The organism is Bacillus sp. EB106-02-03-XG38, assembly GCF_058792175.1.
Genome location: NZ_JBYTED010000012.1, coordinates 1 through 21840, shown reverse-complemented (window position 1 = coordinate 21840; position 21840 = coordinate 1). Strand labels below are relative to the sequence as shown.

Annotated in this window: 22 protein-coding genes and 2 tRNA genes; all 24 read left to right on the top strand. The window is 37.1% G+C overall.

All coding sequences use genetic code 11. The features are described 5' to 3' along the window. Positions 1-7 precede the first annotated feature (7 nt). The 24 genes from yabN to lysS all read left to right on the top strand — a co-directional run bounded on the left by yabN (position 8) and on the right by lysS (position 21488). Positions 8-1468, top strand: coding sequence for a bifunctional methyltransferase/pyrophosphohydrolase YabN (gene yabN, locus AC3WTI_RS27935; protein WP_087959050.1), 1461 nt, complete (start codon positions 8-10; stop codon positions 1466-1468). Between the two features lie 14 nt (positions 1469-1482). Continuing rightward, entirely contained in the window at positions 1483-1758 is a 276-nt protein-coding gene (locus AC3WTI_RS27930; protein WP_001234876.1) for an RNA-binding S4 domain-containing protein, read from the top strand. A 58-nt stretch (positions 1759-1816) separates the two neighbouring features. Continuing rightward, a complete protein-coding gene (gene yabP / locus AC3WTI_RS27925) occupies positions 1817-2125 on the top strand; it encodes a sporulation protein YabP (protein WP_492304479.1) in 309 nt (102 codons plus the stop codon). Then, positions 2122-2775 (top strand): spore cortex biosynthesis protein YabQ, encoded by a 654-nt coding sequence (yabQ, locus tag AC3WTI_RS27920; protein WP_078419795.1) that lies wholly within the window; start codon positions 2122-2124, stop codon positions 2773-2775. The genes yabP and yabQ overlap by 4 nt, the downstream gene beginning before the upstream one ends. Further along, complete coding sequence (divIC, locus tag AC3WTI_RS27915) at positions 2772-3131, top strand: cell division protein DivIC (RefSeq protein ID WP_001208736.1); 360 nt, start codon at positions 2772-2774, stop codon at positions 3129-3131. The genes yabQ and divIC overlap by 4 nt, the downstream gene beginning before the upstream one ends. A gap of 87 nt (positions 3132-3218) precedes the next feature. After that, a complete protein-coding gene (locus AC3WTI_RS27910; protein ID WP_000021452.1) occupies positions 3219-3701 on the top strand; it encodes a S1 domain-containing RNA-binding protein in 483 nt (160 codons plus the stop codon). A gap of 159 nt (positions 3702-3860) precedes the next feature. Next, positions 3861-3934 (top strand) — tRNA-Met (locus tag AC3WTI_RS27905). A gap of 13 nt (positions 3935-3947) precedes the next feature. After that, positions 3948-4019, top strand: a tRNA-Glu gene (locus AC3WTI_RS27900). Between the two features lie 260 nt (positions 4020-4279). Beyond that, positions 4280-6751, top strand: a complete 2472-nt coding sequence (gene spoIIE / locus AC3WTI_RS27895; protein WP_253621462.1) for a stage II sporulation protein E — start codon at positions 4280-4282, stop codon at positions 6749-6751. 224 nt (positions 6752-6975) lie between these two features. Next, entirely contained in the window at positions 6976-8406 is a 1431-nt protein-coding gene (tilS, locus tag AC3WTI_RS27890) for a tRNA lysidine(34) synthetase TilS (protein ID WP_144651144.1), read from the top strand. Continuing rightward, positions 8403-8945: a hypoxanthine phosphoribosyltransferase gene (gene hpt / locus AC3WTI_RS27885; RefSeq protein ID WP_000981839.1), complete on the top strand. Its 543-nt coding sequence runs from the start codon at positions 8403-8405 to the stop codon at positions 8943-8945. Before tilS ends, hpt begins: the two co-directional genes overlap by 4 nt. 85 nt (positions 8946-9030) lie before the next feature. Then, a complete protein-coding gene (gene ftsH, locus AC3WTI_RS27880) occupies positions 9031-10932 on the top strand; it encodes an ATP-dependent zinc metalloprotease FtsH (protein WP_071758861.1) in 1902 nt (633 codons plus the stop codon). 225 nt (positions 10933-11157) lie between these two features. Next, on the top strand, positions 11158-11946 hold the full coding sequence (locus AC3WTI_RS27875; RefSeq protein ID WP_048526400.1) for a type III pantothenate kinase: 789 nt from the start codon (positions 11158-11160) through the stop codon (positions 11944-11946). A 6-nt stretch (positions 11947-11952) separates the two neighbouring features. Then, positions 11953-12828, top strand: coding sequence for a redox-regulated molecular chaperone HslO (gene hslO / locus AC3WTI_RS27870; protein WP_087959061.1), 876 nt, complete (start codon positions 11953-11955; stop codon positions 12826-12828). 113 nt (positions 12829-12941) lie between these two features. Then, complete coding sequence (gene cysK, locus AC3WTI_RS27865; protein WP_087959052.1) at positions 12942-13865, top strand: cysteine synthase A; 924 nt, start codon at positions 12942-12944, stop codon at positions 13863-13865. A gap of 220 nt (positions 13866-14085) precedes the next feature. Beyond that, positions 14086-15483, top strand: a complete 1398-nt coding sequence (gene pabB / locus AC3WTI_RS27860; RefSeq protein ID WP_087959053.1) for an aminodeoxychorismate synthase component I — start codon at positions 14086-14088, stop codon at positions 15481-15483. A 5-nt stretch (positions 15484-15488) separates the two neighbouring features. Further along, positions 15489-16076: an aminodeoxychorismate/anthranilate synthase component II gene (gene pabA / locus AC3WTI_RS27855; protein WP_087959054.1), complete on the top strand. Its 588-nt coding sequence runs from the start codon at positions 15489-15491 to the stop codon at positions 16074-16076. Continuing rightward, positions 16070-16927 (top strand): aminodeoxychorismate lyase, encoded by an 858-nt coding sequence (pabC, locus tag AC3WTI_RS27850; RefSeq protein ID WP_087959055.1) that lies wholly within the window; start codon positions 16070-16072, stop codon positions 16925-16927. The genes pabA and pabC overlap by 7 nt, the downstream gene beginning before the upstream one ends. Beyond that, positions 16917-17777 carry a dihydropteroate synthase gene (folP, locus tag AC3WTI_RS27845; protein ID WP_142286443.1) on the top strand — a complete coding sequence of 287 codons (861 nt, stop codon included), beginning with the start codon at positions 16917-16919 and terminating at the stop codon, positions 17775-17777. The genes pabC and folP overlap by 11 nt, the downstream gene beginning before the upstream one ends. Next, on the top strand, positions 17778-18140 hold the full coding sequence (folB, locus tag AC3WTI_RS27840; RefSeq protein ID WP_048526406.1) for a dihydroneopterin aldolase: 363 nt from the start codon (positions 17778-17780) through the stop codon (positions 18138-18140). It abuts the gene before it with no gap. After that, positions 18137-18652 (top strand): 2-amino-4-hydroxy-6-hydroxymethyldihydropteridine diphosphokinase, encoded by a 516-nt coding sequence (gene folK / locus AC3WTI_RS27835; RefSeq protein WP_048526407.1) that lies wholly within the window; start codon positions 18137-18139, stop codon positions 18650-18652. The genes folB and folK overlap by 4 nt, the downstream gene beginning before the upstream one ends. Then, positions 18604-18807: a helix-turn-helix domain-containing protein gene (locus AC3WTI_RS27830; RefSeq protein WP_000387027.1), complete on the top strand. Its 204-nt coding sequence runs from the start codon at positions 18604-18606 to the stop codon at positions 18805-18807. The genes folK and AC3WTI_RS27830 overlap by 49 nt, the downstream gene beginning before the upstream one ends. 23 nt (positions 18808-18830) lie before the next feature. After that, entirely contained in the window at positions 18831-19829 is a 999-nt protein-coding gene (dusB, locus tag AC3WTI_RS27825; RefSeq protein ID WP_142286442.1) for a tRNA dihydrouridine synthase DusB, read from the top strand. Between the two features lie 159 nt (positions 19830-19988). After that, positions 19989-21488: a lysine--tRNA ligase gene (lysS, locus tag AC3WTI_RS27820; RefSeq protein WP_253621463.1), complete on the top strand. Its 1500-nt coding sequence runs from the start codon at positions 19989-19991 to the stop codon at positions 21486-21488. The last annotated feature ends 352 nt before the right edge of the window (positions 21489-21840 follow it).

The following is a 21840-nucleotide window of genomic DNA, read 5'->3' as shown; positions in this document are numbered from 1 at the left end:
GCAGGTTGTGAGTGGAATCATTACTATTTTAGGATTAGGTGCTGGTGAATTAGATCAGTTAACGATGGGTGTATATCGAAAAATAAAAGAAGCAGATCACATGTTTGTTAGAACGAAGGAACATCCCGTTATAGAAGAGTTGGAGAAAGAAGGTATACAATATACTGCCTTTGACAATGTATATGAAGCGCATGATACATTTGAAATTGTATATGAAACAATTGCGAATACATTGATAGAAAAAGCTAAAGGCACAGAAATCATCTATGCTGTTCCAGGGCATCCCCTTGTAGCAGAAAGAACGGTTCAGCTACTGTTGGAAAAAGGTGAAGTAGCGAATATTGAGGTGCGAATTGAAGGTGGACAAAGTTTCCTTGATCCTATGTTTGCCAGTCTAAAGATTGATCCGATTGAAGGATTTCAATTAATTGACGCCACATCATTTGAAAGAGGACAATTAGAATTACGTCAACATTTAATCTTTTGCCAAGTATATGACGCATTCGTTGCATCTGATGTGAAATTAACATTAATGGAGATGCTACCAGATGATTATGAAGTGTATATCGTAACAGCTGCGGGAACTTCATTTGAACAAGTTAAAAAGGTACCGTTGTACATGTTAGATCATGAAACGGAGTTGAATAACTTAACGAGTGTGTATGTACCACCAGTTCAGGAACGTACGTCCTTGTATCAACAGTTTGATGTGCTTAGAGAAATTATTGCAGACCTTCGCGGACCGAATGGTTGCCCGTGGGATAAAAAGCAAACACATCAATCTTTAAAGAAGTATTTAATTGAGGAAGCTTATGAAGTATTGGAAGCAATTGATGAAGAGGATGATGATCACTTAGTAGAAGAACTGGGTGATGTATTATTACAAGTTATGCTGCATGCCCAAATCGGAGAAGATGAAGGTTGGTTCTCTATAGACGACATCATTCGAACTTTATCTGAGAAAATGGTTCGTCGCCACCCGCATGTATTTGGGAATACAGATGTAGATAATGCCGATGAAGTAATTGCCAATTGGGAAGAAATTAAAAAACAAGAAAAAGGATTCGTGAAAGAATCTGTTTTAGATGGAATTCCAAAAAGTTTGCCACAGTTACTACGTGCTTATGAAATCCAGAAAAAAGCTAGCAAGGTTGGTTTTGATTGGGTTGATGTACAACCGATGATAGAAAAAGCTTTAGAAGAATGGCAAGAATTCCAACAAGAAGTTACAAACATGGATGAGGCGAAGATGTTAAGTGAATTTGGTGATTTACTATTTGCGTTTGTTAATATCGCTCGTCATTATAAAATAGATCCAGAAGAGGCGTTACATTCAACGAATGAGAAATTCGTCGGTCGTTTCTTATACATGGAAGCAAAGGTAGCTGAAATGAATAAAGAGATGCAAGATTTATCATTAGAGCAGTTGGATGTTTTATGGGAAGAGGCAAAACAAACAGAGCGTTAATAGGGGGATTTAATATGCGTCTAGATAAGTTTTTAAAAGTATCACGTTTAATTAAAAGAAGAACATTAGCAAAAGAAGTAGCTGATCAAGGAAGAATATCCATTAATGGTCAAGTGGCAAAAGCGAGTTCTGATGTGAAAGTAGCTGATGAATTAACAATTCGTTTCGGTCAAAAAATAGTAACTGTAAAAATAAACGAATTGAAAGAAACAACTAAAAAAGAAGATGCAGCAAATATGTATAGCTTAGTTCGCGAAGAAAAAGTAAAGGCCGAAGAAGGCTTGTTCTAAAATCGATTATCCCTTCATACATTACTATTAGCTAGTATAAATGTATGGGGGGATTTACGTGCATAATGGCTACTCACCTATGTCTTCTAATCAACAAAATGTTTCTGTAGAGCATGATATTATTATGCGTGGCAGGCGTGTAATTGATATTACCGGTGTAAAGCAGGTAGAGAGTTTTGATAGCGAAGAGTTTTTACTTGAGACCGTAATGGGCTTTTTAACAATTCGTGGTCAAAATTTGCAAATGAAAAATTTAGATGTAGAAAAAGGTGTTGTGTCGATTAAAGGGAAAGTTCATGAGATGCTGTATATTGATGAGAATCAAGGGGAGAAAACTAAAGGATTCTTTAGTAAGTTGTTTAAATGAGTTTAACAATTCAGTTGTATACGATGCTCTCAATGATCGGAATGGGTGCTTGGATTGGAGCGTCTTTAGATACATACCAACGATTTTTAAAACGTCAGGAACGTAAACGTTGGCTTGTATTTATACATGATATACTATTTTGGATTGTCCAAGCATTATTCGTTTTTTACGTATTGCTTCTTGTAAATGAAGCTGAACTACGTATATATGTGTTTTTGGCATTATTATGTGGTTTTGCGGCATATCAAAGCTTATTGAAAGCACTATATATGAGACTGTTAAATTTTCTCATCTATATTTTTGTACAAACAACACACTTTTTTGTTCAAATTATAAAGCTACTCATGATAAAACCTGTTATTATTATAGCGCAGCTATTTATTGCATTTATATTATTCTTATTTCGTATACTGCTTTCAATTGGACATGTGTTATGGAAAATGGTGATTTGGATATTACTTTTCATATGGAAAGTTTTTTTCTGGCCTGTTCGATTTATTGCTTCGCTCATATGGAAACTTCTCCCTAATCGTGTTAAACTTTTTATAATGAAACATGTAGGGTTCCTGCAATATATAGCAAAATTGAAGGGACATATCTTCCAATTATGGGAGCGTATAAAAAAGAAGTTAGGGGGACCTCGGAAATGAGGGAACTGAGACAAAGAACAATCGAAAAACAGAGTCCAAATCCTGTTAAAGAGCATATAATACAAACGGATGAGAACAGGAAGCGACTTTATCGCCGTTTAGCGGTTTTTCTTGTCTTTGCTTTTACAATTATTGCGAGTATTAGTGTAACGTTTTATCAACAAAACAGTTCCATTAAAGCAAAAGAAGCAAAAGTTAAGGACATGAAAAAAGAACTGGATTCATTAACGAATAAAGAAAAGAGTCTAAAAGACGAAGTTCAAAAGTTAAATGATGAAGAGTACGTATTAAAGATTGCTAGAAGGGATTATTTCTTCTCTGGAAAAGGGGAGATAATTTTTCCTGTTTCTAAGTAGAGTATGTCTTATTGACACTATATTTTAGGATTATATATAATAAAGTAAAATTTGACTTTTTAACCACTAAGGAGGAGCATTTTTTTTATGTCAATCGAGGTAGGCAGCAAGTTACAGGGTAAAGTAACAGGTATTACAAATTTTGGGGCTTTTGTGGAGCTGCCAGAAGGCTTAACGGGTCTTGTTCATATTAGTGAAGTTGCTGATAATTATGTGAAAGATATTAACGATCACTTAAAAGTGGGCGACCAAGTAGAAGTAAAAGTTATTAACGTTGAAAAAGATGGCAAGATCGGTCTATCTATTAAAAAAGCGAAAGAGCGTGAAAAAACAGAAGGAGATCGCCCACGTGGTGAATACCAACGCGGTGGCGATCAACAACGTTCTGGACGTCCACAACGTAATCGTTCTTTCAACAGAGATAACCGTGGTGGCGGTAACGACCGTGCTCCAAAAGAAACATTCGAACAAAAGATGGCTCGTTTCTTAAAGGATAGCGAAGATCGTTTAACTTCTTTAAAGCGTAACACTGAATCTAAACGTGGTGGCCGTGGCGCACGTCGCGGATAATAACAATGTTTAATTCTTAGCATATAGAGAGGTACCCAGGGTGATTGCTCGGGGTACTTTTTTATATGTGAAAATATATTTTAAAAAACTTTTCAAGATGTGTTGACTTTAAATTGTATCTGAGGTAAGATACTAATTGTCCGTTAAATAAGACGACATGGCGGTGTAGCTCAGCTGGCTAGAGCGTACGGTTCATACCCGTGAGGTCGGGGGTTCGATCCCCTCCGCCGCTATATTTAATTTAACGGCCCGTTGGTCAAGTGGTTAAGACACCGCCCTTTCACGGCGGTAACACGGGTTCGAATCCCGTACGGGTCATCCTAAAAAGATCATGCAAATTTGCATGATCTTTTTTTGTTAAATAAATTAAGACATACAACACTTCTACAAAATCACCCTATATTTTCTGAATGTTCGATTAAAATATTAAAAATAAATTACATACTGTGTATATATGTAGAGTTATTTCGAATAAAAAGTCGAACGATTATAAAAGTGAAAACTGTTGTTTTGACAAAAATCCCAATAATCATCTTTTATAATGACAGTAATTAAACTATGCAGGTGGTGTTAAAAATATGCCTAAAGCAGGAAGGAATACTATGAATACAAGTGCATTGGCAATGAATGAAGGTCAGCTTGGAGGAGTAAAGTGGACGAGTAAGTTGCGAATGAAGTTTGAGCAAGTTTTCTTTAGATGGGGATTTATTATTGTTGTTATTGGTTTTCTTTTGGGACGAGCATATATATTAACAAACATTTTACCGTTTGCACTACCGTTTTTTGCTGCTGTTTATGTTATGAAGCGGGATAAAATGCCGCTCGCGTTCTTGGCTTTAATGGGGGGCGCACTTTCAGTTTCGATAGATAATTTATTCTTTACCTTTGCGTCTATTTTTACTTTCTTCATTTATAATATCTTCTTTAGTCGGTTTACACGTAAAACTGTTGGACTTGTTCCATTCCAAGTATTTATCTCCGCATTAACCGCACATTTAGTTGTTGTATATTTTGCACAACAAACTGTCACCATGTACGATTTACTCGTTAGTACGATTGAGGCAGGGCTTAGCTTCGTATTAACTATGATATTTTTACAAAGTGTCCCGCTTTTAGTAGAAAGAAAAGGGAAACAACAAGCATTAGAGACGGAAGAAATCGTTTGTTTAATTATATTACTAGCATCTGTTTTAACAGGTACAACAGATTGGTTCGTATATGAAGCTTCTATTCAACATATTTTTACTAGATATTTAGTGCTCGTGTTTGCATTTATAGCGGGGGCTGCTACAGGATCTACAGTGGGGGTCGTCACTGGATTAATATTAAGTTTAGCGAATGTCTCCAGTTTGTCTCAACTTAGTCTACTTGCTTTTTCTGGGCTGCTTGGTGGTTTGCTAAAAGAAGGGAAGCGTTTAGGTGTTAGTTTAGGTTTATTAATTGGGACGAGCTTGATTACGCTATATGTAGACAAGCAAACAAACATCGTGACAACTTTAATTGAATCTGGTGTAGCAATTGCTTTCTTCTTATTAACACCGAAACTTGTTATGGATCGTATTGCTAAATTTATGCCAGGCACACAGGAACATTCGCAAGATCAACAACAGTATTTAAGAAGAATGCGTGATGTTACAGCGAATAAAATCAACCAATTTGCCAATGTATTTGCTGCTTTATCTAATAGCTTTTCTGTATATGGCTATGTGGAGGAGGAAGATAAAGAGACGGAGGCAGATTTGTTCTTAAGTACAATTACCGCAAAAACATGTCAAACCTGCTTTAAGAAGGACCAATGCTGGGTAGTTAATTTCGACAAAACGTACGATTATATGAAACAAATAATGAGCGAAACGGAAGAAGGAACTCTGCAGCATAATAGGAAGTTAGTTCGTGAATGGGACAAGCATTGTGTGAGAGGGAAGAAAGTGACGGATTTAGTAGCAGGTGAATTAGATCACTTTTATGAGGGACAAAAATTACGAAAACAAATGAAAGAAAATCGTAGAATAGTAGCAGAGCAATTGCTAGGTGTATCAAAAGTTATGGAGGATTTTGCTAAGGAGATACAAAGAGAACGAGAAAATCATCAAGTACAGGAAGAACAGATTCTGCAAGCGTTTCGTGATTTTGGTGTAGAAGTAGAGCACGTGGATATTTATTGTTTAGATAGAGGAAGTATTGATATTGAAATGTTGATTCCAGTTGCATCTAATGAACATGGAGAGTGTGAAAAGTTAGTCGCACCGATGCTTTCTGATATTCTAAAGGAAAATATTGTTGTTAAACATGAAGAAAAATCTTCTTATCCAAATGGCCATAGCTTAATATCATTTGGTTCAGCGAAAACGTATTCTCTTGATACGGGCCTAGCCACAGCTGCAAAGGGCGGTGGGTTTGTTTCGGGTGATTCTTATGCGATGATGGATTTAAGTGTCGGTAAATATGCCCTTGCTATTAGTGATGGTATGGGAAATGGGCAAAGAGCTCATATGGAGAGTAAAGAAACGGTGAAATTATTACAAAAAATACTTCAATCAGGCATTGATGAGGAAATAGCGATTAAGTCTATCAACTCTATTCTTTCTTTAAGAACAACAGAAGAGATGTTTACAACGTTAGATTTAGCTATGGTAGATTTACGGGATGCGAGTGCGAAGTTTTTAAAGATTGGATCGACGCCGAGTTTTGTTAAACGCGCAAATAATATTTTGAAAATTGAAGCAAGTAACTTGCCGATGGGAATTATTGAGGATGTTGAAGTTGATGTAGTGGGTGAGCAATTAAAAACGGGCGATATTCTTATTATGATGAGCGATGGGATTTTTGAGGGAGCGCAACACGTGGAAAATCATGAACTATGGATGAAGCGGAAAATTAAAGAGTTACAAACTGAAGACCCACAAGAAATTGCTGATATCATTATGGAAGAAGTGATTCGCTCTTGTGATGGTTATATAAATGATGATATGACTATTGTTGTGGCGAAAGTGAAGAAAAATATGCCGAAGTGGGCTACGATTCCAATTGTAGGAATGCAGGCGCAATAAGGTGAAATTTTAAGTGTGATATTTCTTTCAAAAAACCTAGGTGAATGCCTAGGTTTTTTGTTTTAAAAGATAATGTTATTATTTTTTTGAATATGTACGGATGATGTAAGATAAAAATGCAATTTTTGTATATCTTTTTTTTGCACAATGTTTGTAAAAGTTGTACCATTATAAACAAGGTAACTAACGTTGCTGTTCTTGTTTAATGAAAGGTGATTACGAAGTTGAAAGATACATTTGTTGAGAAGGTAGATGACTTTGTAAAGCAGCATGATGTATTAAAGGAACGTTCAACAATTGTTGTAGGGGTTTCTGGTGGTCCTGACTCTTTGGCTCTTTTATATTATTTGTTAGAAAAAAGAGCAGCAAAACAGTTTAAAATTGTAGTGGCACATGTGGATCATATGTTTAGAGGTGACGAATCTCATGAGGACCTACAGTTTGTGCAGGAACTTTGTAAAGGACTGGGAGTTATTTGCGAAACAATAAGGATTAATGTGTCGCAATATCAACAGCAATACGGGATGAATGCACAGGTTGCTGCTAGAGAATGCAGATATGCATTTTTGGAAAGAATAATGAAGAAATATGATGCGAGATATGTAGCCCTTGGACATCATGGTGATGATCAAGTAGAGACGATTTTAATGCGCCTTGTACGAGGGAGTACTCCGAAAGGATATGCAGGAATTGCAGTGAAGCGTCCTTTTCATAATGGGTATTTAATTAGGCCGTTACTTGGAGTAACGAAGGAAGAAATTGTTGATTACTGTCATAAGCTGAAAGTAATTCCACGTATAGATCCAAGTAATAAAAAGGAAGTATATACAAGGAATCGATTACGTAAATATGTTCTCCCTCATTTGAAAGAAGAAAATTCACAGGTGCATGAGAAATTCCAAAAATTTAGCATGCAGATGCAAGAGGATGAGGCGTATTTGCAGGAATTAGCATTTGAGAAAATGAATAAAGTAATTACAAAAAAAAGTGATAAACAAATTAGCTTATCAATTCCTGCCTTTGAATCCATGTCTATGCCTTTACAAAGAAGAGGGATTCAACTAATATTAAACTATCTTTATGAATATAAGATTCCATCTTCTCTTTCCTCTATACATATTGACAAAGTGATTGAGTTTTTTAAGCGGACACAACCTTCGGGTTCACTTGATTTCCCAGGTGATTTAAAAATTGTCCGTGCATACGAGGAGTGTAGCTTTGAATTTAAACAAGAAATTGTTTCTCCTTTTTTACAAGATTTATCAGTGCCCGGGACAATTATGCTATCGAACGGGGATAAACTTGTAACAGAGGTGAGCGAAGATATACCAAGTAACATGAATGAAACAGTTTTTGTTGCTAAGTATAATGATATATCATATCCACTTCGTATTCGTTCTAGAGAAAATGGAGATCGCATGTCAATACAAGGTATGAATGGCACGAAAAAGATAAAAACTATTTTTATCGAAGCAAAAGTACCAAGAGAAAAAAGAGAAGAATGGCCGGTCGTTTGTGATGCAAGTGGGAATATTATTTGGTTACCCTTGTTGAAGCGATCTGCATTTGCCATCTCGAAAGAGACAGCAAAGAAGGATAAATATATGATTATTCACTACAAAAGCAAGGAGTCTTCCGGGAGGATAATGAAATGATGAATCAAGATATCGAAAAAGTATTAATTTCTGAAGAACAAATACAAGAAAAGGTGCTCGAATTAGGCGCGGTTATTGCAGAGGATTATAAAAACACAGTACCTCTTGCAATCGGTGTACTAAAGGGTGCAATGCCATTCATGGCAGATTTATTAAAGAGAACAGATACATATCTTGAAATGGATTTTATGGCTGTATCTAGTTACGGTCACTCAACTGTTTCAACAGGCGAAGTGAAAATTTTAAAAGACCTTGATACTTCTGTAGAAGGTCGCGATATTTTAATCGTTGAGGATATTATTGATAGTGGTCTTACGCTAAGCTACTTAGTAGACCTATTTAAATATCGTAAAGCGAAGTCTGTAAAAATTGTTACGTTATTAGATAAACCAACAGGCCGTAAGGTAGATTTGAAAGCGGATTATGTTGGATTTACTGTACCGCATGAATTTGTTGTAGGGTATGGATTAGATTATAAAGAGCAGTACCGTAATCTTCCTTATGTAGGAGTATTAAAACCAAGCGTTTACTCAAATTAATTAAATACAGGCGTCACAATTGTATAGGAAAGTTTTTCTATGTTACGATTTACTATAGTGTTTATGCCGTGAGAGGAGGTTAGGAATGAATCGTATCTTCCGTAATACCATCTTTTATTTACTGATATTCCTAGTAGTAATTGGAATCGTGAGCTATTTTAATGGTTCGACACAAAAAACGACATCAGTTAGCTACGATAAATTCATTACTAAACTAGAAAAAGGTGAAGTGCGTAATGTGCAACTTCAACCGAAAAATGGTGTATTTGAAGTAAAAGGACAATTTAATAACTCTAGCCAGGGAGAACAATTTGTTACTTATGCACCAAATACTGAGGAATTACAAAAGAAAATTAATGAAAAAGCGCAAGGTGCTGAAGTTAAGTATCAACCAGCAGAAGAAACAAGTGCTTGGGTAACATTCTTTACTTCTATCATTCCGTTTGTCATTATCTTCATTTTATTCTTCTTCTTATTAAACCAAGCTCAGGGCGGCGGTAGCCGTGTTATGAACTTCGGGAAAAGTAAGGCGAAGTTATATAATGACGAAAAGAAAAAAGTTCGTTTCAGAGATGTTGCTGGAGCGGATGAAGAGAAACAAGAGCTTGTTGAGGTAGTTGAATTCTTGAAAGATCCTCGCAAGTTCGCTGAAGTTGGTGCCCGTATTCCTAAGGGTGTTCTATTAGTGGGACCTCCAGGTACAGGTAAAACTTTATTAGCACGTGCTGTTGCAGGTGAGGCAGGCGTTCCGTTCTTCTCTATCAGTGGTTCTGACTTCGTAGAGATGTTTGTTGGTGTCGGTGCATCACGTGTACGTGATTTATTCGAAAATGCAAAGAAAAATGCTCCTTGTATCATTTTCATTGATGAAATTGATGCAGTAGGACGTCAACGTGGCGCGGGTCTTGGTGGTGGCCATGATGAGCGTGAGCAAACGTTGAACCAATTACTTGTTGAAATGGATGGATTCGGTGCAAACGAAGGTATTATTATCATCGCTGCGACAAACCGTCCTGATATTCTTGACCCAGCATTATTACGTCCAGGTCGTTTTGACCGTCAAATTACAGTAGATCGTCCAGATGTAAATGGTCGTGAAGCTGTACTGAAAGTACATGCTCGTAATAAACCGCTTGATGAGAATATCAACTTAAGAGCAATTGCAACTCGTACGCCAGGATTCTCTGGTGCCGATCTTGAAAACTTATTAAATGAAGCTGCTTTAGTAGCTGCACGTCAAGATAAGAAGAAAATTGATATGAGTGACATTGACGAAGCGACGGATCGTGTTATTGCAGGTCCGGCTAAGAAAAGTCGTGTTATCTCTGAAAAAGAACGTAATATCGTTGCTTTCCATGAAGCGGGTCACACTGTAATTGGTGTTGTTCTTGATGAAGCTGATGTCGTTCATAAAGTAACAATTGTCCCTCGTGGTCAAGCTGGTGGATATGCAGTAATGCTTCCGAAAGAAGATCGTTACTTCATGACAAAACCAGAGTTACTGGATAAAATCACTGGTTTACTTGGTGGCCGAGTAGCTGAGGAGATTGTATTTGGTGAAGTGAGTACAGGTGCTCACAATGACTTCCAACGTGCGACTGGCATTGCAAGACGTATGGTTACGGAATTCGGTATGAGTGATAAGCTTGGACCAATGCAATTTGGTAGTTCACAAGGTGGTCAAGTGTTCTTAGGAAGAGACTTCCATTCAGAACAAAACTACAGTGATGCAATTGCACACGAAATCGATGTGGAAATGCAAACGATTATGAAAGAATGTTATGCTCGTGCAAAAGACATTCTTACTGAAAATCGTGATAAACTAGATCTTATTGCGAAAACGTTACTTGAAGTAGAAACGTTAGATGCAGAGCAAATCAATCACTTATGTGATTACGGCAGATTGCCAGAACGTCCAACATCTTCAGCTGATGTGAAAGTAAACATCAACATGAAGAAGGACGATGAAGAATCAGAAGATAAGTAAGAGATGAAGGAGTGACGATAGTCACTCCTTTTTTTATTTGTGGAACGAAATGAAGCAGAAAAAGAATTTAAATAAATCTGGTATTAAAAATTGAAATAGAGCGTAATCTTTTTGTAAAATGATGAGGATAGAAAAGCTGATTATATAAGTATGTGTGATATGATGTTTTTATAAGTTTTATACATACTGCACAAATATAGATTAAATAAGATAAGTGGTGAGAATATGATTTTTGTATTGGATGTAGGGAACACAAATGCTGTACTAGGCGTGTTTGAAGAGGGGGAACTTCGTCAACATTGGCGCATGGAAACAGATCGTCATAAGACAGAAGATGAATATGGAATGCTTGTAAAACAGTTGCTTGAGCATGAAGGTCTTTCGTTTGAAGATGTGAAAGGGATTATCGTGTCTTCAGTTGTACCACCAATTATGTTTGCTTTAGAGCGCATGTGTGAAAAATATTTTAAAATTAAACCGCTTGTAGTAGGTCCTGGAATAAAAACAGGGCTAAATATTAAATATGAAAATCCACGTGAAGTAGGCGCGGACCGAATTGTAAATGCAGTAGCAGGAATCCACTTATATGGAAGTCCTCTTATTATTGTCGATTTCGGTACGGCTACTACATATTGTTATATTAACGAAGAAAAGCATTATATGGGTGGCGTTATTACGCCGGGAATTATGATTTCAGCAGAGGCTTTATATAGTAGAGCGGCAAAACTTCCACGTATTGAAATTACAAAACCAAGTAGTGTTGTTGGAAAGAATACGGTAAGTGCGATGCAATCTGGTATTCTTTACGGTTATGTGGGACAAGTGGAAGGTATTGTTAAGCGTATGAAAGAGGAAGCTAAACAAGAACCGAAAGTTATTGCAACAGGTGGATTGGCAAAATTAATTTCAGAAGAGTCGAATGTAATTGATGTTGTAGATCCATTCTTAACGTTAAAAGGCTTGCATATGTTATACGAGCGTAATGCAAATTTACAGCATGAGAAAGGTGAATAAATGAGTATGAAAGATTATTTAGTAAAAGCGTTAGCGTTTGACGGAGAAGTGCGTGCATATAGTGTACGTACTACAAATACGGTAAGTGAGGCGCAAAGACGTCATGATACATGGAGAACAGCTTCAGCAGCACTTGGTCGTTCTTTAACTGCAGGTACAATGATGGGCGCAATGTTAAAAGGTGACCAAAAGTTGACGATTAAGGTAGAAGGTAATGGCCCTATTGGTCCTATCTTAGTAGATGCTCATGCAAATGGGGATGTACGTGGTTATGTAACGAATCCGCATGTTGACTTTGAAGGAACGGAACAAGGGAAATTGCGTGTATATCAAGCGGTAGGTAACGAAGGGTTTGTAACAGTAATTAAAGATATTGGTATGCGTGAGCCGTTTATTGGTCAATCTCCAATTGTTTCAGGAGAATTAGGGGAAGACTTCACGTATTATTTTGCGGTTTCTGAGCAAACACCTTCGTCTGTAGGTGTTGGTGTACTTGTAAATGGAGACGACAGCATATTAGCGGCAGGTGGATTTATCCTTCAAATTATGCCGGGTGCACAGGAAGAAACAATTTCGTTCATTGAAGATCGTTTGCAGAAGATTCCTCCTGTATCAACGTTGATTGAACAAGGGCTTTCTCCAGAAGAGTTACTGTATGCAGTTCTTGGAGGAGATAAAGTAAAAGTATTAGAAACGATGGATGTGCAATTTAATTGTACATGCTCACGCGAACGTATTGAGAGTGTGTTGATTAGTTTAGGTAAAACAGAGTTAGAGCAAGTTCGTGAAGAAGAGGAAGAGACGGAAGTTCATTGTCATTTCTGTAATGAGAGATACAAGTTCTCTAAAGAAGATATTACAAATTTAATTGAGAATTTGTAATAAGGAAATTAAAGGGATTCACCCCCTAAATAGATTGACAAACAGGGAATTTTCTGACAAAATCTAAATATAGATAAAACCAATAAAAATACTCGGTGTTAGGAGTGACAGGAATGCGAGTGGCACAATCAGTTTCAGAATTAATCGGGAAAACGCCGATCGTTAAGTTGAACCGCATCGTAGAATCAGACAGCGCAGATATATACTTAAAATTAGAATTCATGAATCCGGGAAGCAGCGTTAAAGATCGTATTGCATTAGCTATGATTGAAGATGCTGAAAAAAAGGGATTATTAAAAGAAGGCGATACAATCATTGAGCCAACAAGTGGTAACACAGGAATTGGTTTAGCGATGGTAGCGGCTGCTAAAGGATATAAGGCAATTTTAGTAATGCCAGAAACAATGAGTATTGAGCGTCGTAATTTATTACGTGCTTACGGTGCAGAATTAGTATTGACTCCAGGGCCTGAAGGAATGGGTGGAGCAATTCGTCAAGCGACTGAATTAGCAAAAGAGCATGGCTACTTTATACCACAACAATTCAAAAACCAATCGAATCCAGAAATTCACCGTTTAACAACAGGTCCAGAAATTGTTGAACAAATGGGTGACCAATTAGATGCATTTATTGCAGGTATTGGTACAGGTGGAACAATTACTGGTGCTGGTGAAGTACTGAAGGAAGCGTATAAAGATATTAAAATTTATGCAGTAGAACCTGCGGATTCACCAGTACTATCTGGTGGGAAACCGGGTCCACATAAAATCCAAGGAATTGGAGCGGGATTCGTCCCAGAAACGTTGGATGTAGAAGTATATGATGAAATTGTTCAAGTGAAAACAGAACAAGCGTTTGAGTATGCGAGAAGAGTGGCAAAAGAAGAAGGTATTTTAGTCGGTATCTCTTCTGGAGCAGTTATTTATGCAGCAACAGAAATTGCGAAAAAGTTAGGTAAAGGGAAGAAGGTACTTGTTATTATCCCAAGTAACGGTGAACGTTATTTAAGTACACCACTTTATCAATTTGAGTCTTAATTATGTGTGATTGAAAAAGCATCCTTGAAAAAGGATGCTTTTTCTTTTTGGATTGGAAATAGGAAAAGAGTGAATGACTAGAAAACTTCATGTAAAATAAGATGTAGTATAATTAATTTATTTTCACTAGCCTTCGGGTATAACCCTTCTGCATACATAATAAATGTAGTTTGAAGTGGCTACTTTAAGAGGGTGGGATAAAAGAAGACGGGGTGTTGATATGCAACGAAGAAAATCTTTAGCGCTTTCTATTCCATATCAGTTAGATTTCTTTAAGCAATATAAATTTCTTTCTAAGGATAAACCGCAACATATTTTGTTAGAGAGTGGACGTGGCGGTCGTTATAACATTGTGGGGTTGAACCCAGTAGCGGTAATCCGTGGGAAGGGTGAAACGTTACATATAAGTGAAAGTGGTAAGGAAACAATAAAGCAAGGAAATCCATTAGATTTAATGCAGGAATACATGGAGCGATGGAAAACGGACTATAATCCGGAGTACCCGCCATTTCAAGGTGGTGCAATTGGTTATTTTAGTTATGATTGCATCCGTTATATTGAAAAACTTCCTTCTCTTGCAGAGGATGACATTAATATACCTGATATATTCTTTTTATTATTTGACGATGTATTTGTGTATGATCAAGAAGAGAAAGTATTATGGATTATTACACATTATGTAGATAAGTATGAAGAGGCACAAGAGCGACTAAATGAATGGAAGATTCTTTGGGCGACAGAAGCGCCGGAAGTGACTATACCATTTGCGTGCCCTGAAAAGAAAAGTGAAGCAGTTGCTTTTACTGAAGAAAGCTTTATGAAGGCAGTTGAATGTATTCAAGAATATATTGGTGCTGGTGATGTGTTCCAAGTAAACTTGTCGACGAGACAAGAAAGAACGTTACAAACACACCCACTAGAAATTTATACAAGTCTTCGTGAAATTAATCCATCTCCATATATGGGTTACTTGGAGCTTGGGGATTTCCAAATTGTTAGTGGGTCGCCAGAGTTGTTAATTAAGAAACAAGGAACCGAAGTAAGTACAAGACCAATTGCTGGAACGAGATCTAGAGGTTCAAATGCGCAAGAAGATGAAGCGTTAGCAAGGGAATTAATTGAGAACGAAAAAGAAAGAGCAGAGCACGTCATGCTTGTAGATTTAGAACGAAATGATTTAGGGCGCGTTTGTAAATATGGTACGGTAGAAGTAGATGAATTTATGGTAATTGAGAAATACTCACATGTTATGCATATCGTTTCTAATGTGCGTGGTGAGGTGGAAGAAGATAAGGATGCTTTCGATTTAGTGAAAGCTGTATTCCCTGGTGGAACAATTACTGGTGCTCCGAAAATACGTACGATGGAAATTATTGAAGAATTAGAACCTGTTCGACGAGGGATTTATACAGGTTCAATTGGATGGATCGGTTATTCTGGAGATACAGAATTGAATATTGTAATTAGAACACTTCTTGCTAAAGATGGAAAAGCGCATGTACAAGCAGGAGCGGGGATTGTAATTGATTCAAATCCGGAAAATGAATATAAAGAGTCGCTAAAAAAGGCGATTGCTTTATGGCGTGCAAAAGAACGTAGCGAAGAAACGGTTAGGTGAGAGAAATGATATTAATGATTGATAATTATGATTCTTTTACATTTAATTTAGTGCAGTTTCTTGGAGAACTTGGACAAGAGCTCGTTGTTAAACGTAACGATGAAGTGACTATTTCAGATATTGAGAATATGAAACCAGAATTTTTAATGATTTCGCCAGGTCCATGTAGTCCAAATGAAGCAGGGATTAGTATGGAGGTTATTCGATACTTTGCTGGAAAGATTCCGATTTTTGGGGTTTGTCTAGGGCATCAATCTATTGCGCAAGTGTTTGGTGGAGAGGTTGTTCGTGCTGAGCGATTAATGCATGGGAAAACGTCGCCTATGCATCATGACGGAAAGACGATTTTTTCGGATATTCCTAATCCATTTACTGCGACGCGCTATCATTCCCTTATCGTTAAGAAAGAGACGTTACCGGAATGCTTAGAGGTAACATCTTGGACAGAAGAAGGGGAAATTATGGCCCTCCGTCATACAACATTGCCGATTGAAGGTGTACAGTTCCATCCGGAATCTATTATGACTTCTCACGGGAAAGAGTTATTGCAGAATTTCATTCGGAAATACAGTCCAAGTGTGACATCATGTTGATTTACGTAAATGGTGAGTATGTAGAAGCAAGTGAGGCGAGAATTTCTCCTTATGACCATGGTTATTTATATGGTCTTGGAGTTTTTGAGACGTTTCGCATTTATAATGGTCATCCTTTCTTATTGGATGATCATTATGACCGTTTAGTAGATGCGCTGGATACGTTGCAAATTAAATGGGCGATGACGAAAGAGGAAGTAATGCTTATTTTGCAGAATTTACTCGTTAAAAATGAGTTAGAGCATGCATACGTTCGTTTTAATGTATCAGCGGGTATAGATGAAATTGGATTGCAAACGGAAATGTATGAAGAGCCGTCTATTATTGTTTTTATAAAACCTTTAGCAATCCCGGGAGATGAAGTGGAAAAAGAAGGGGTTATTTTAAAACAAGTGCGTAATACACCAGAGGGTGCATCTCGCTTAAAGTCTCACCATTATTTAAATAACATTTTAGGAAAACGTGAAATTGGAAATGTTGCAAATAAAGAAGGTATTTTCCTTACTGAAACAGGTTATGTTGCAGAGGGGATTGTTTCGAATCTCTTTTTTGCGAAGGATGATATTTTATATACACCTTCGCTCGAAACAGGGATTTTAAATGGCATCACTCGTGCGTTTATTATAAAGGTTGCTGCAGAACTAGGCATAGAAGTGAAGGAAGGTTTCTTTACAAAAGATGAATTGCTTTCAGCTGATGAAGTCTTCGTAACAAACTCGATTCAAGAAATTGTTCCGCTTAATCGTATAGAGGGGCGAGATTTCCCGGGTAAAGTAGGGATGATTACAAAAAGATTTATGAATCATTATGAAATGCAGAGAGAGAAATTGTGGAGCAGAAATGAATTGTGAAGAGGAGATGTGTAGTTTGAAGTGGGATTATGATTTGCGCTGCGGCGAATATACATTGAACTTAAATGAAAAAACGTTAATTATGGGGATTTTAAATGTAACACCAGATTCGTTTTCTGATGGCGGGAGTTACAACGAGGTAGAGGCTGCAGTACGCCATGCGAAAGAAATGCGAGATGAAGGTGCTCATATTATTGATATCGGCGGTGAATCTACTCGTCCTGGTTATGCTAAAGTATCAGTGGAAGAAGAAATAAAGCGAGTTGTTCCAATGATTGAGGCTGTTTCAAAAGAAGTAAAATTACCTATTTCTATTGATACGTATAAAGCTGAAGTTGCAAAACAAGCAATCGAAGCGGGTGCTCATATTATTAATGACGTTTGGGGAGCTAAGGCGGAACCGAAAATTGCTGAAGTTGCAGCTCATTACGATGTACCTATTATTTTAATGCATAATCGCGATAACATGAATTACCGCAATTTAATGGCTGATATGATTGCTGATTTATATGACAGTATTAAAATTGCTAAAGATGCTGGCGTGCGAGATGAGAATATCATTTTAGACCCGGGTATCGGTTTTGCTAAAACGCCTGAACAAAATTTAGAAGCGATGCGTAATTTAGAACAGTTAAACGTACTAGGTTATCCTGTCCTCCTAGGTACTTCAAGAAAATCCTTTATTGGGCATGTACTAGATTTACCGGTAGAGGAACGTCTTGAGGGAACGGGAGCTACCGTTTGTCTTGGTATTGAAAAGGGCTGTGAGTTTGTTCGTGTTCATGATGTGAAGGAAATGGCGCGTATGGCTAAGATGATGGATGCGATGATGGGTAAGGGGGTAAAGTAATTGGATAAAATTTATATTCATGATATGGAGTTTTACGGTTATCATGGTGTATTCCCAGAGGAAAATAAATTGGGCCAGAGATTTAAAGTGGACTTAACGGTAGAATTGGATTTGAAGCAGGCAGGAGAAAGTGATGACTTAGAGCATTCTGTCAATTATGGAGAGCTTTTCGAGTTATGTAGAAAAGTTGTTGAAGATAGAACGTATAAGCTTGTAGAGAGCATTGCTGAAAATATTGCTGCAGATATATTGAAACAATATGAGAGTATTTCAAGATGTACGATAAAGGTGATTAAACCAGATCCGCCAATACCAGGACATTATCGTGCTGTAGCAGTGGAAATTACGAGAGAACGTCCATGAATAATATAGCGTACATTGCACTAGGCTCAAATATTGGAGAGCGTTATACGTATTTAACTGAAGCAATTCAGTTTTTAAATAAAAATCCTTATATCCAAGTTGAGGATGTTTCATCTGTATATGAAACGGAACCAGTTGGCTATACTGACCAAAATTCCTTTTTAAATTTAGTTATAAAAATTTCTACCAATTTATCACCACAAGAATTATTGAAAATCACGCAAAAAGTAGAAAACGACCTAGGAAGAAAAAGGGAAATCAGGTGGGGTCCGAGGACTATCGACCTTGACATTTTACTATATAATCAAGAAAATATTGAAACAGAGAATCTTATTGTTCCGCATCCGCGGATGTTCGAAAGAGCTTTTGTTATCGTTCCGTTGTTAGAGATTAATCAAGATATAAAACAAAACATTTCACGTTCACAAGTAGAAGAAATGAAAAGGCGAGAGGGAGTAACGGTATGGAAGCAGAAAAATGGGGAAGACGCATTCGTGCTTTTCGAAAGCTAAAAGGTTATACGCAAGAAGGTTTTGCGAAAGAATTAGGGGTATCTGTATCTGTTTTAGGTGAAGTTGAGAGAGGGAATCGATCGCCTTCCCAAGATTTTGTAGTGGAAGTTGCTAAGGCGTTAAAGGTCTCGATAGATGAGCTAATGCCAAAGTGACCATGAAGGAAGGAGTAACTCGAGTGTTAAAAATCGCAAATATTGAGATGAAAAACCCGGTTGTATTAGCACCGATGGCGGGTGTGTGTAATTCTGCATTCCGTTTGACAGTAAAAGAATTCGGTGCAGGCCTAGTTTGTGCCGAGATGGTAAGTGATAAGGCGATACTACTGAACAATAAAAGAACATTAGATATGTTATATATCGACGAGAGAGAAAAGCCATTAAGTTTACAAATTTTTGGTGGAGAGAAAGAAACTCTTGTAGATGCTGCGAAATATGTAGATCAATATACGACAGCGGATATCATTGATATTAATATGGGTTGCCCGGTACCGAAAATTGTTAAGTGTGATGCAGGAGCAAAGTGGCTGTTAGATCCGAATAAAATATATGAAATGGTAGCGGCAGTTGTAGATGCTGTAGAAAAACCAGTTACAGTTAAAATGCGTATTGGTTGGGATGAGGATCATATTTTTGCAGTCGAGAATGCAAAAGCTGTCGAGCGTGCTGGTGGACAAGCGGTAGCAGTTCATGGGCGTACACGAGTACAAATGTATGAAGGGAAAGCGGATTGGGATATTATTAAACAAGTAAAGCAAGCTGTAAATATCCCGGTTATCGGAAATGGTGATGTCGCGACGCCGCAAGATGCAAAGCGCATGATAGATGAAATTGGTGTAGATGGTGTTATGATTGGTCGCGCTGCCCTTGGAGATCCATGGATGATTTATCGTACGGTAAAATATTTGGAGACTGGTGAATTAATGCCGGAACCGACAGTGCGTGAGAAAATTGACGTATGTATGTTGCATCTAGATCGTCTTATCGATTTAAAGAACGAAAGTGTTGCTGTAAGAGAGATGAGAAAACATGCAGCTTGGTATTTAAAAGGTATTCGTGGTAATGCAACTGTACGTAATGGTATTAATGCTTGTAATACGCGTGAAGACCTTGCGAATGTATTGGGTGCATTTGTAGAAGAAGTAGAAGCGAAACAACAAACAATTCACGTTGGTTAATAATAGGAAGGGAAGATTGACATTCTTCTATACACTTCCTATAATTACGTGAAAGAAAGAAGAACTGCCAGTTAGTTGCTGGCAGTTTTTCTAGTTGAGTAGAAAATGCTATACTGTATATATTGTAAAAATTAATAGAGCTGGAGTGATATCAATACCATGGATAACATGAACCACGAAGAATTAAACGACCAATTGCTTGTTCGTCGTGAAAAGCTACATAACTTACGTGAGCAAGGAATCGATCCGTTCGGTAAACGATTTGAACGTACAAATGCAACAAATGACTTATTAAGCTTATATGGAGAGTTCTCTAAAGAAGAATTAGAAGAAAAAGAAATCTCTGTTTCTATCGCTGGTCGTATTATGACGAAACGCGGTAAAGGAAAAGCTGGATTTGCGCATATTCAAGATTTACATGGACAAGTTCAAATTTATGTTCGTAAAGATGCTGTTGGAGATGAAGAGTACGAATTATTTAAAACGGCAGATTTAGGTGACTTAGTAGGTATTGAAGGTAAAGTGTTCAAAACGAACGTTGGAGAACTTTCAGTGAAAGCAACGGGCTTTACGCTATTAACGAAATCCCTTCGTCCATTACCGGATAAATATCATGGATTAAAAGATGTTGAACAACGCTACCGTCAACGTTACTTAGACTTAATTACAAGTATGGAAAGCCGTGAAACATTCGTTACTCGCAGTAAGATCATTCGTGAAATGAGAAGATACTTAGACGACAACGGTTATCTTGAAGTGGAAACACCTATGATGCATGCAATTGCAGGTGGAGCTTCTGCTCGTCCTTTCACTACGCATCATAATGCGTTAGATATGGAATTATATATGCGTATCGCAATTGAACTTCATTTAAAACGCCTTATCGTGGGTGGATTAGAAAAAGTTTATGAAATTGGTCGTGTATTCCGTAATGAGGGTGTATCAACTCGTCATAACCCTGAATTTACGATGATTGAATTATACGAAGCGTATGCTGATTATAAAGATATTATGAAACTAACAGAAAATATGGTTGCTCATATCGCGAAGCAAGTACTAGGTACAACAACAATCCAATATGGTGATTATGAAATTAATCTAGAGCCAGAATGGACACGTCTTCATATGGTAGATGCAATTAAAGAACATTCTGGAGCGGATTTCTGGAATCCAATGAGTGTGGGAGAAGCGCGTGAACTTGCGAAAGAACATAATGTAGATATTAAGGATACAATGGAAGTTGGTCATATTATAAATGAATTCTTCGAACAAAAAGTAGAAGATAAATTAATCCAACCAACATTCATTTACGGTCATCCTGTAGAAATTTCGCCACTTGCGAAAAAGAATGACGAAGATCCACGATTTACAGATCGTTTCGAATTATTTATCGTTGCACGTGAACATGCAAATGCATTCACTGAGTTAAATGATCCAATCGATCAAAAAGAACGTTTTGAAGCGCAATTAAAAGAACGTGAACAAGGTAATGACGAAGCTCACATGATGGATGACGATTATATCGAAGCTCTTGAGTACGGTATGCCTCCAACAGGTGGACTAGGAATTGGTATTGATCGTCTTGTTATGTTATTAACGAATGCACCATCTATTCGTGATGTACTATTATTCCCTGCTATGCGTCATAAACAAGACTAAGCTTTGGAGATTTCTCCAAAGCTTTTTTATTTAAGTATGAATAGTGGAGTTTGGTGGTGCGAGAAATTATATTCATATAGAAGAAATATGCTGTTTTTATACTTTTTTACTAAGTTAAAAATTTTATTAGAAAAACTATTGCATTTTAATAATCAAACTGGTATATTTATATTCGTTGCCACGAAAGGTAACAAGCAAAACAAACGAAAAACAACTTATTGAAAAAGTTGTTGACGAAAATATAACGAAATGTTATATTAATAAAGTCGCTTCTGAGCGGCAGACAAGTTCTTTGAAAACTGAACGAAACAAACAACGTGAAACGTCAATTTTTATTTTTAGATGCTAGACA

Excerpts from the sequence above, each read along its gene's own strand:
- folK (WP_048526407.1), top strand. The coding sequence starts at position 18,137 with ATGAATAATATAGCGTACATTGCACTAGGCTCAAATATTGGAGAGCGT.
- divIC (WP_001208736.1), top strand. The coding sequence starts at position 2,772 with ATGAGGGAACTGAGACAAAGAACAATCGAAAAACAGAGTCCAAATCCT.
- yabQ (WP_078419795.1), top strand. The coding sequence starts at position 2,122 with ATGAGTTTAACAATTCAGTTGTATACGATGCTCTCAATGATCGGAATG.
- lysS (WP_253621463.1), top strand. The coding sequence starts at position 19,989 with ATGGATAACATGAACCACGAAGAATTAAACGACCAATTGCTTGTTCGT.
- AC3WTI_RS27910 (WP_000021452.1), top strand. The coding sequence starts at position 3,219 with ATGTCAATCGAGGTAGGCAGCAAGTTACAGGGTAAAGTAACAGGTATT.
- AC3WTI_RS27830 (WP_000387027.1), top strand. The coding sequence starts at position 18,604 with ATGGAAGCAGAAAAATGGGGAAGACGCATTCGTGCTTTTCGAAAGCTA.
- folP (WP_142286443.1), top strand. The coding sequence starts at position 16,917 with ATGAATTGTGAAGAGGAGATGTGTAGTTTGAAGTGGGATTATGATTTG.
- pabA (WP_087959054.1), top strand. The coding sequence starts at position 15,489 with ATGATATTAATGATTGATAATTATGATTCTTTTACATTTAATTTAGTG.
- spoIIE (WP_253621462.1), top strand. The coding sequence starts at position 4,280 with ATGCCTAAAGCAGGAAGGAATACTATGAATACAAGTGCATTGGCAATG.
- cysK (WP_087959052.1), top strand. The coding sequence starts at position 12,942 with ATGCGAGTGGCACAATCAGTTTCAGAATTAATCGGGAAAACGCCGATC.
- AC3WTI_RS27930 (WP_001234876.1), top strand. The coding sequence starts at position 1,483 with ATGCGTCTAGATAAGTTTTTAAAAGTATCACGTTTAATTAAAAGAAGA.
- hpt (WP_000981839.1), top strand. The coding sequence starts at position 8,403 with ATGATGAATCAAGATATCGAAAAAGTATTAATTTCTGAAGAACAAATA.
- pabB (WP_087959053.1), top strand. The coding sequence starts at position 14,086 with ATGCAACGAAGAAAATCTTTAGCGCTTTCTATTCCATATCAGTTAGAT.
- pabC (WP_087959055.1), top strand. The coding sequence starts at position 16,070 with ATGTTGATTTACGTAAATGGTGAGTATGTAGAAGCAAGTGAGGCGAGA.
- hslO (WP_087959061.1), top strand. The coding sequence starts at position 11,953 with ATGAAAGATTATTTAGTAAAAGCGTTAGCGTTTGACGGAGAAGTGCGT.
- ftsH (WP_071758861.1), top strand. The coding sequence starts at position 9,031 with ATGAATCGTATCTTCCGTAATACCATCTTTTATTTACTGATATTCCTA.
- AC3WTI_RS27875 (WP_048526400.1), top strand. The coding sequence starts at position 11,158 with ATGATTTTTGTATTGGATGTAGGGAACACAAATGCTGTACTAGGCGTG.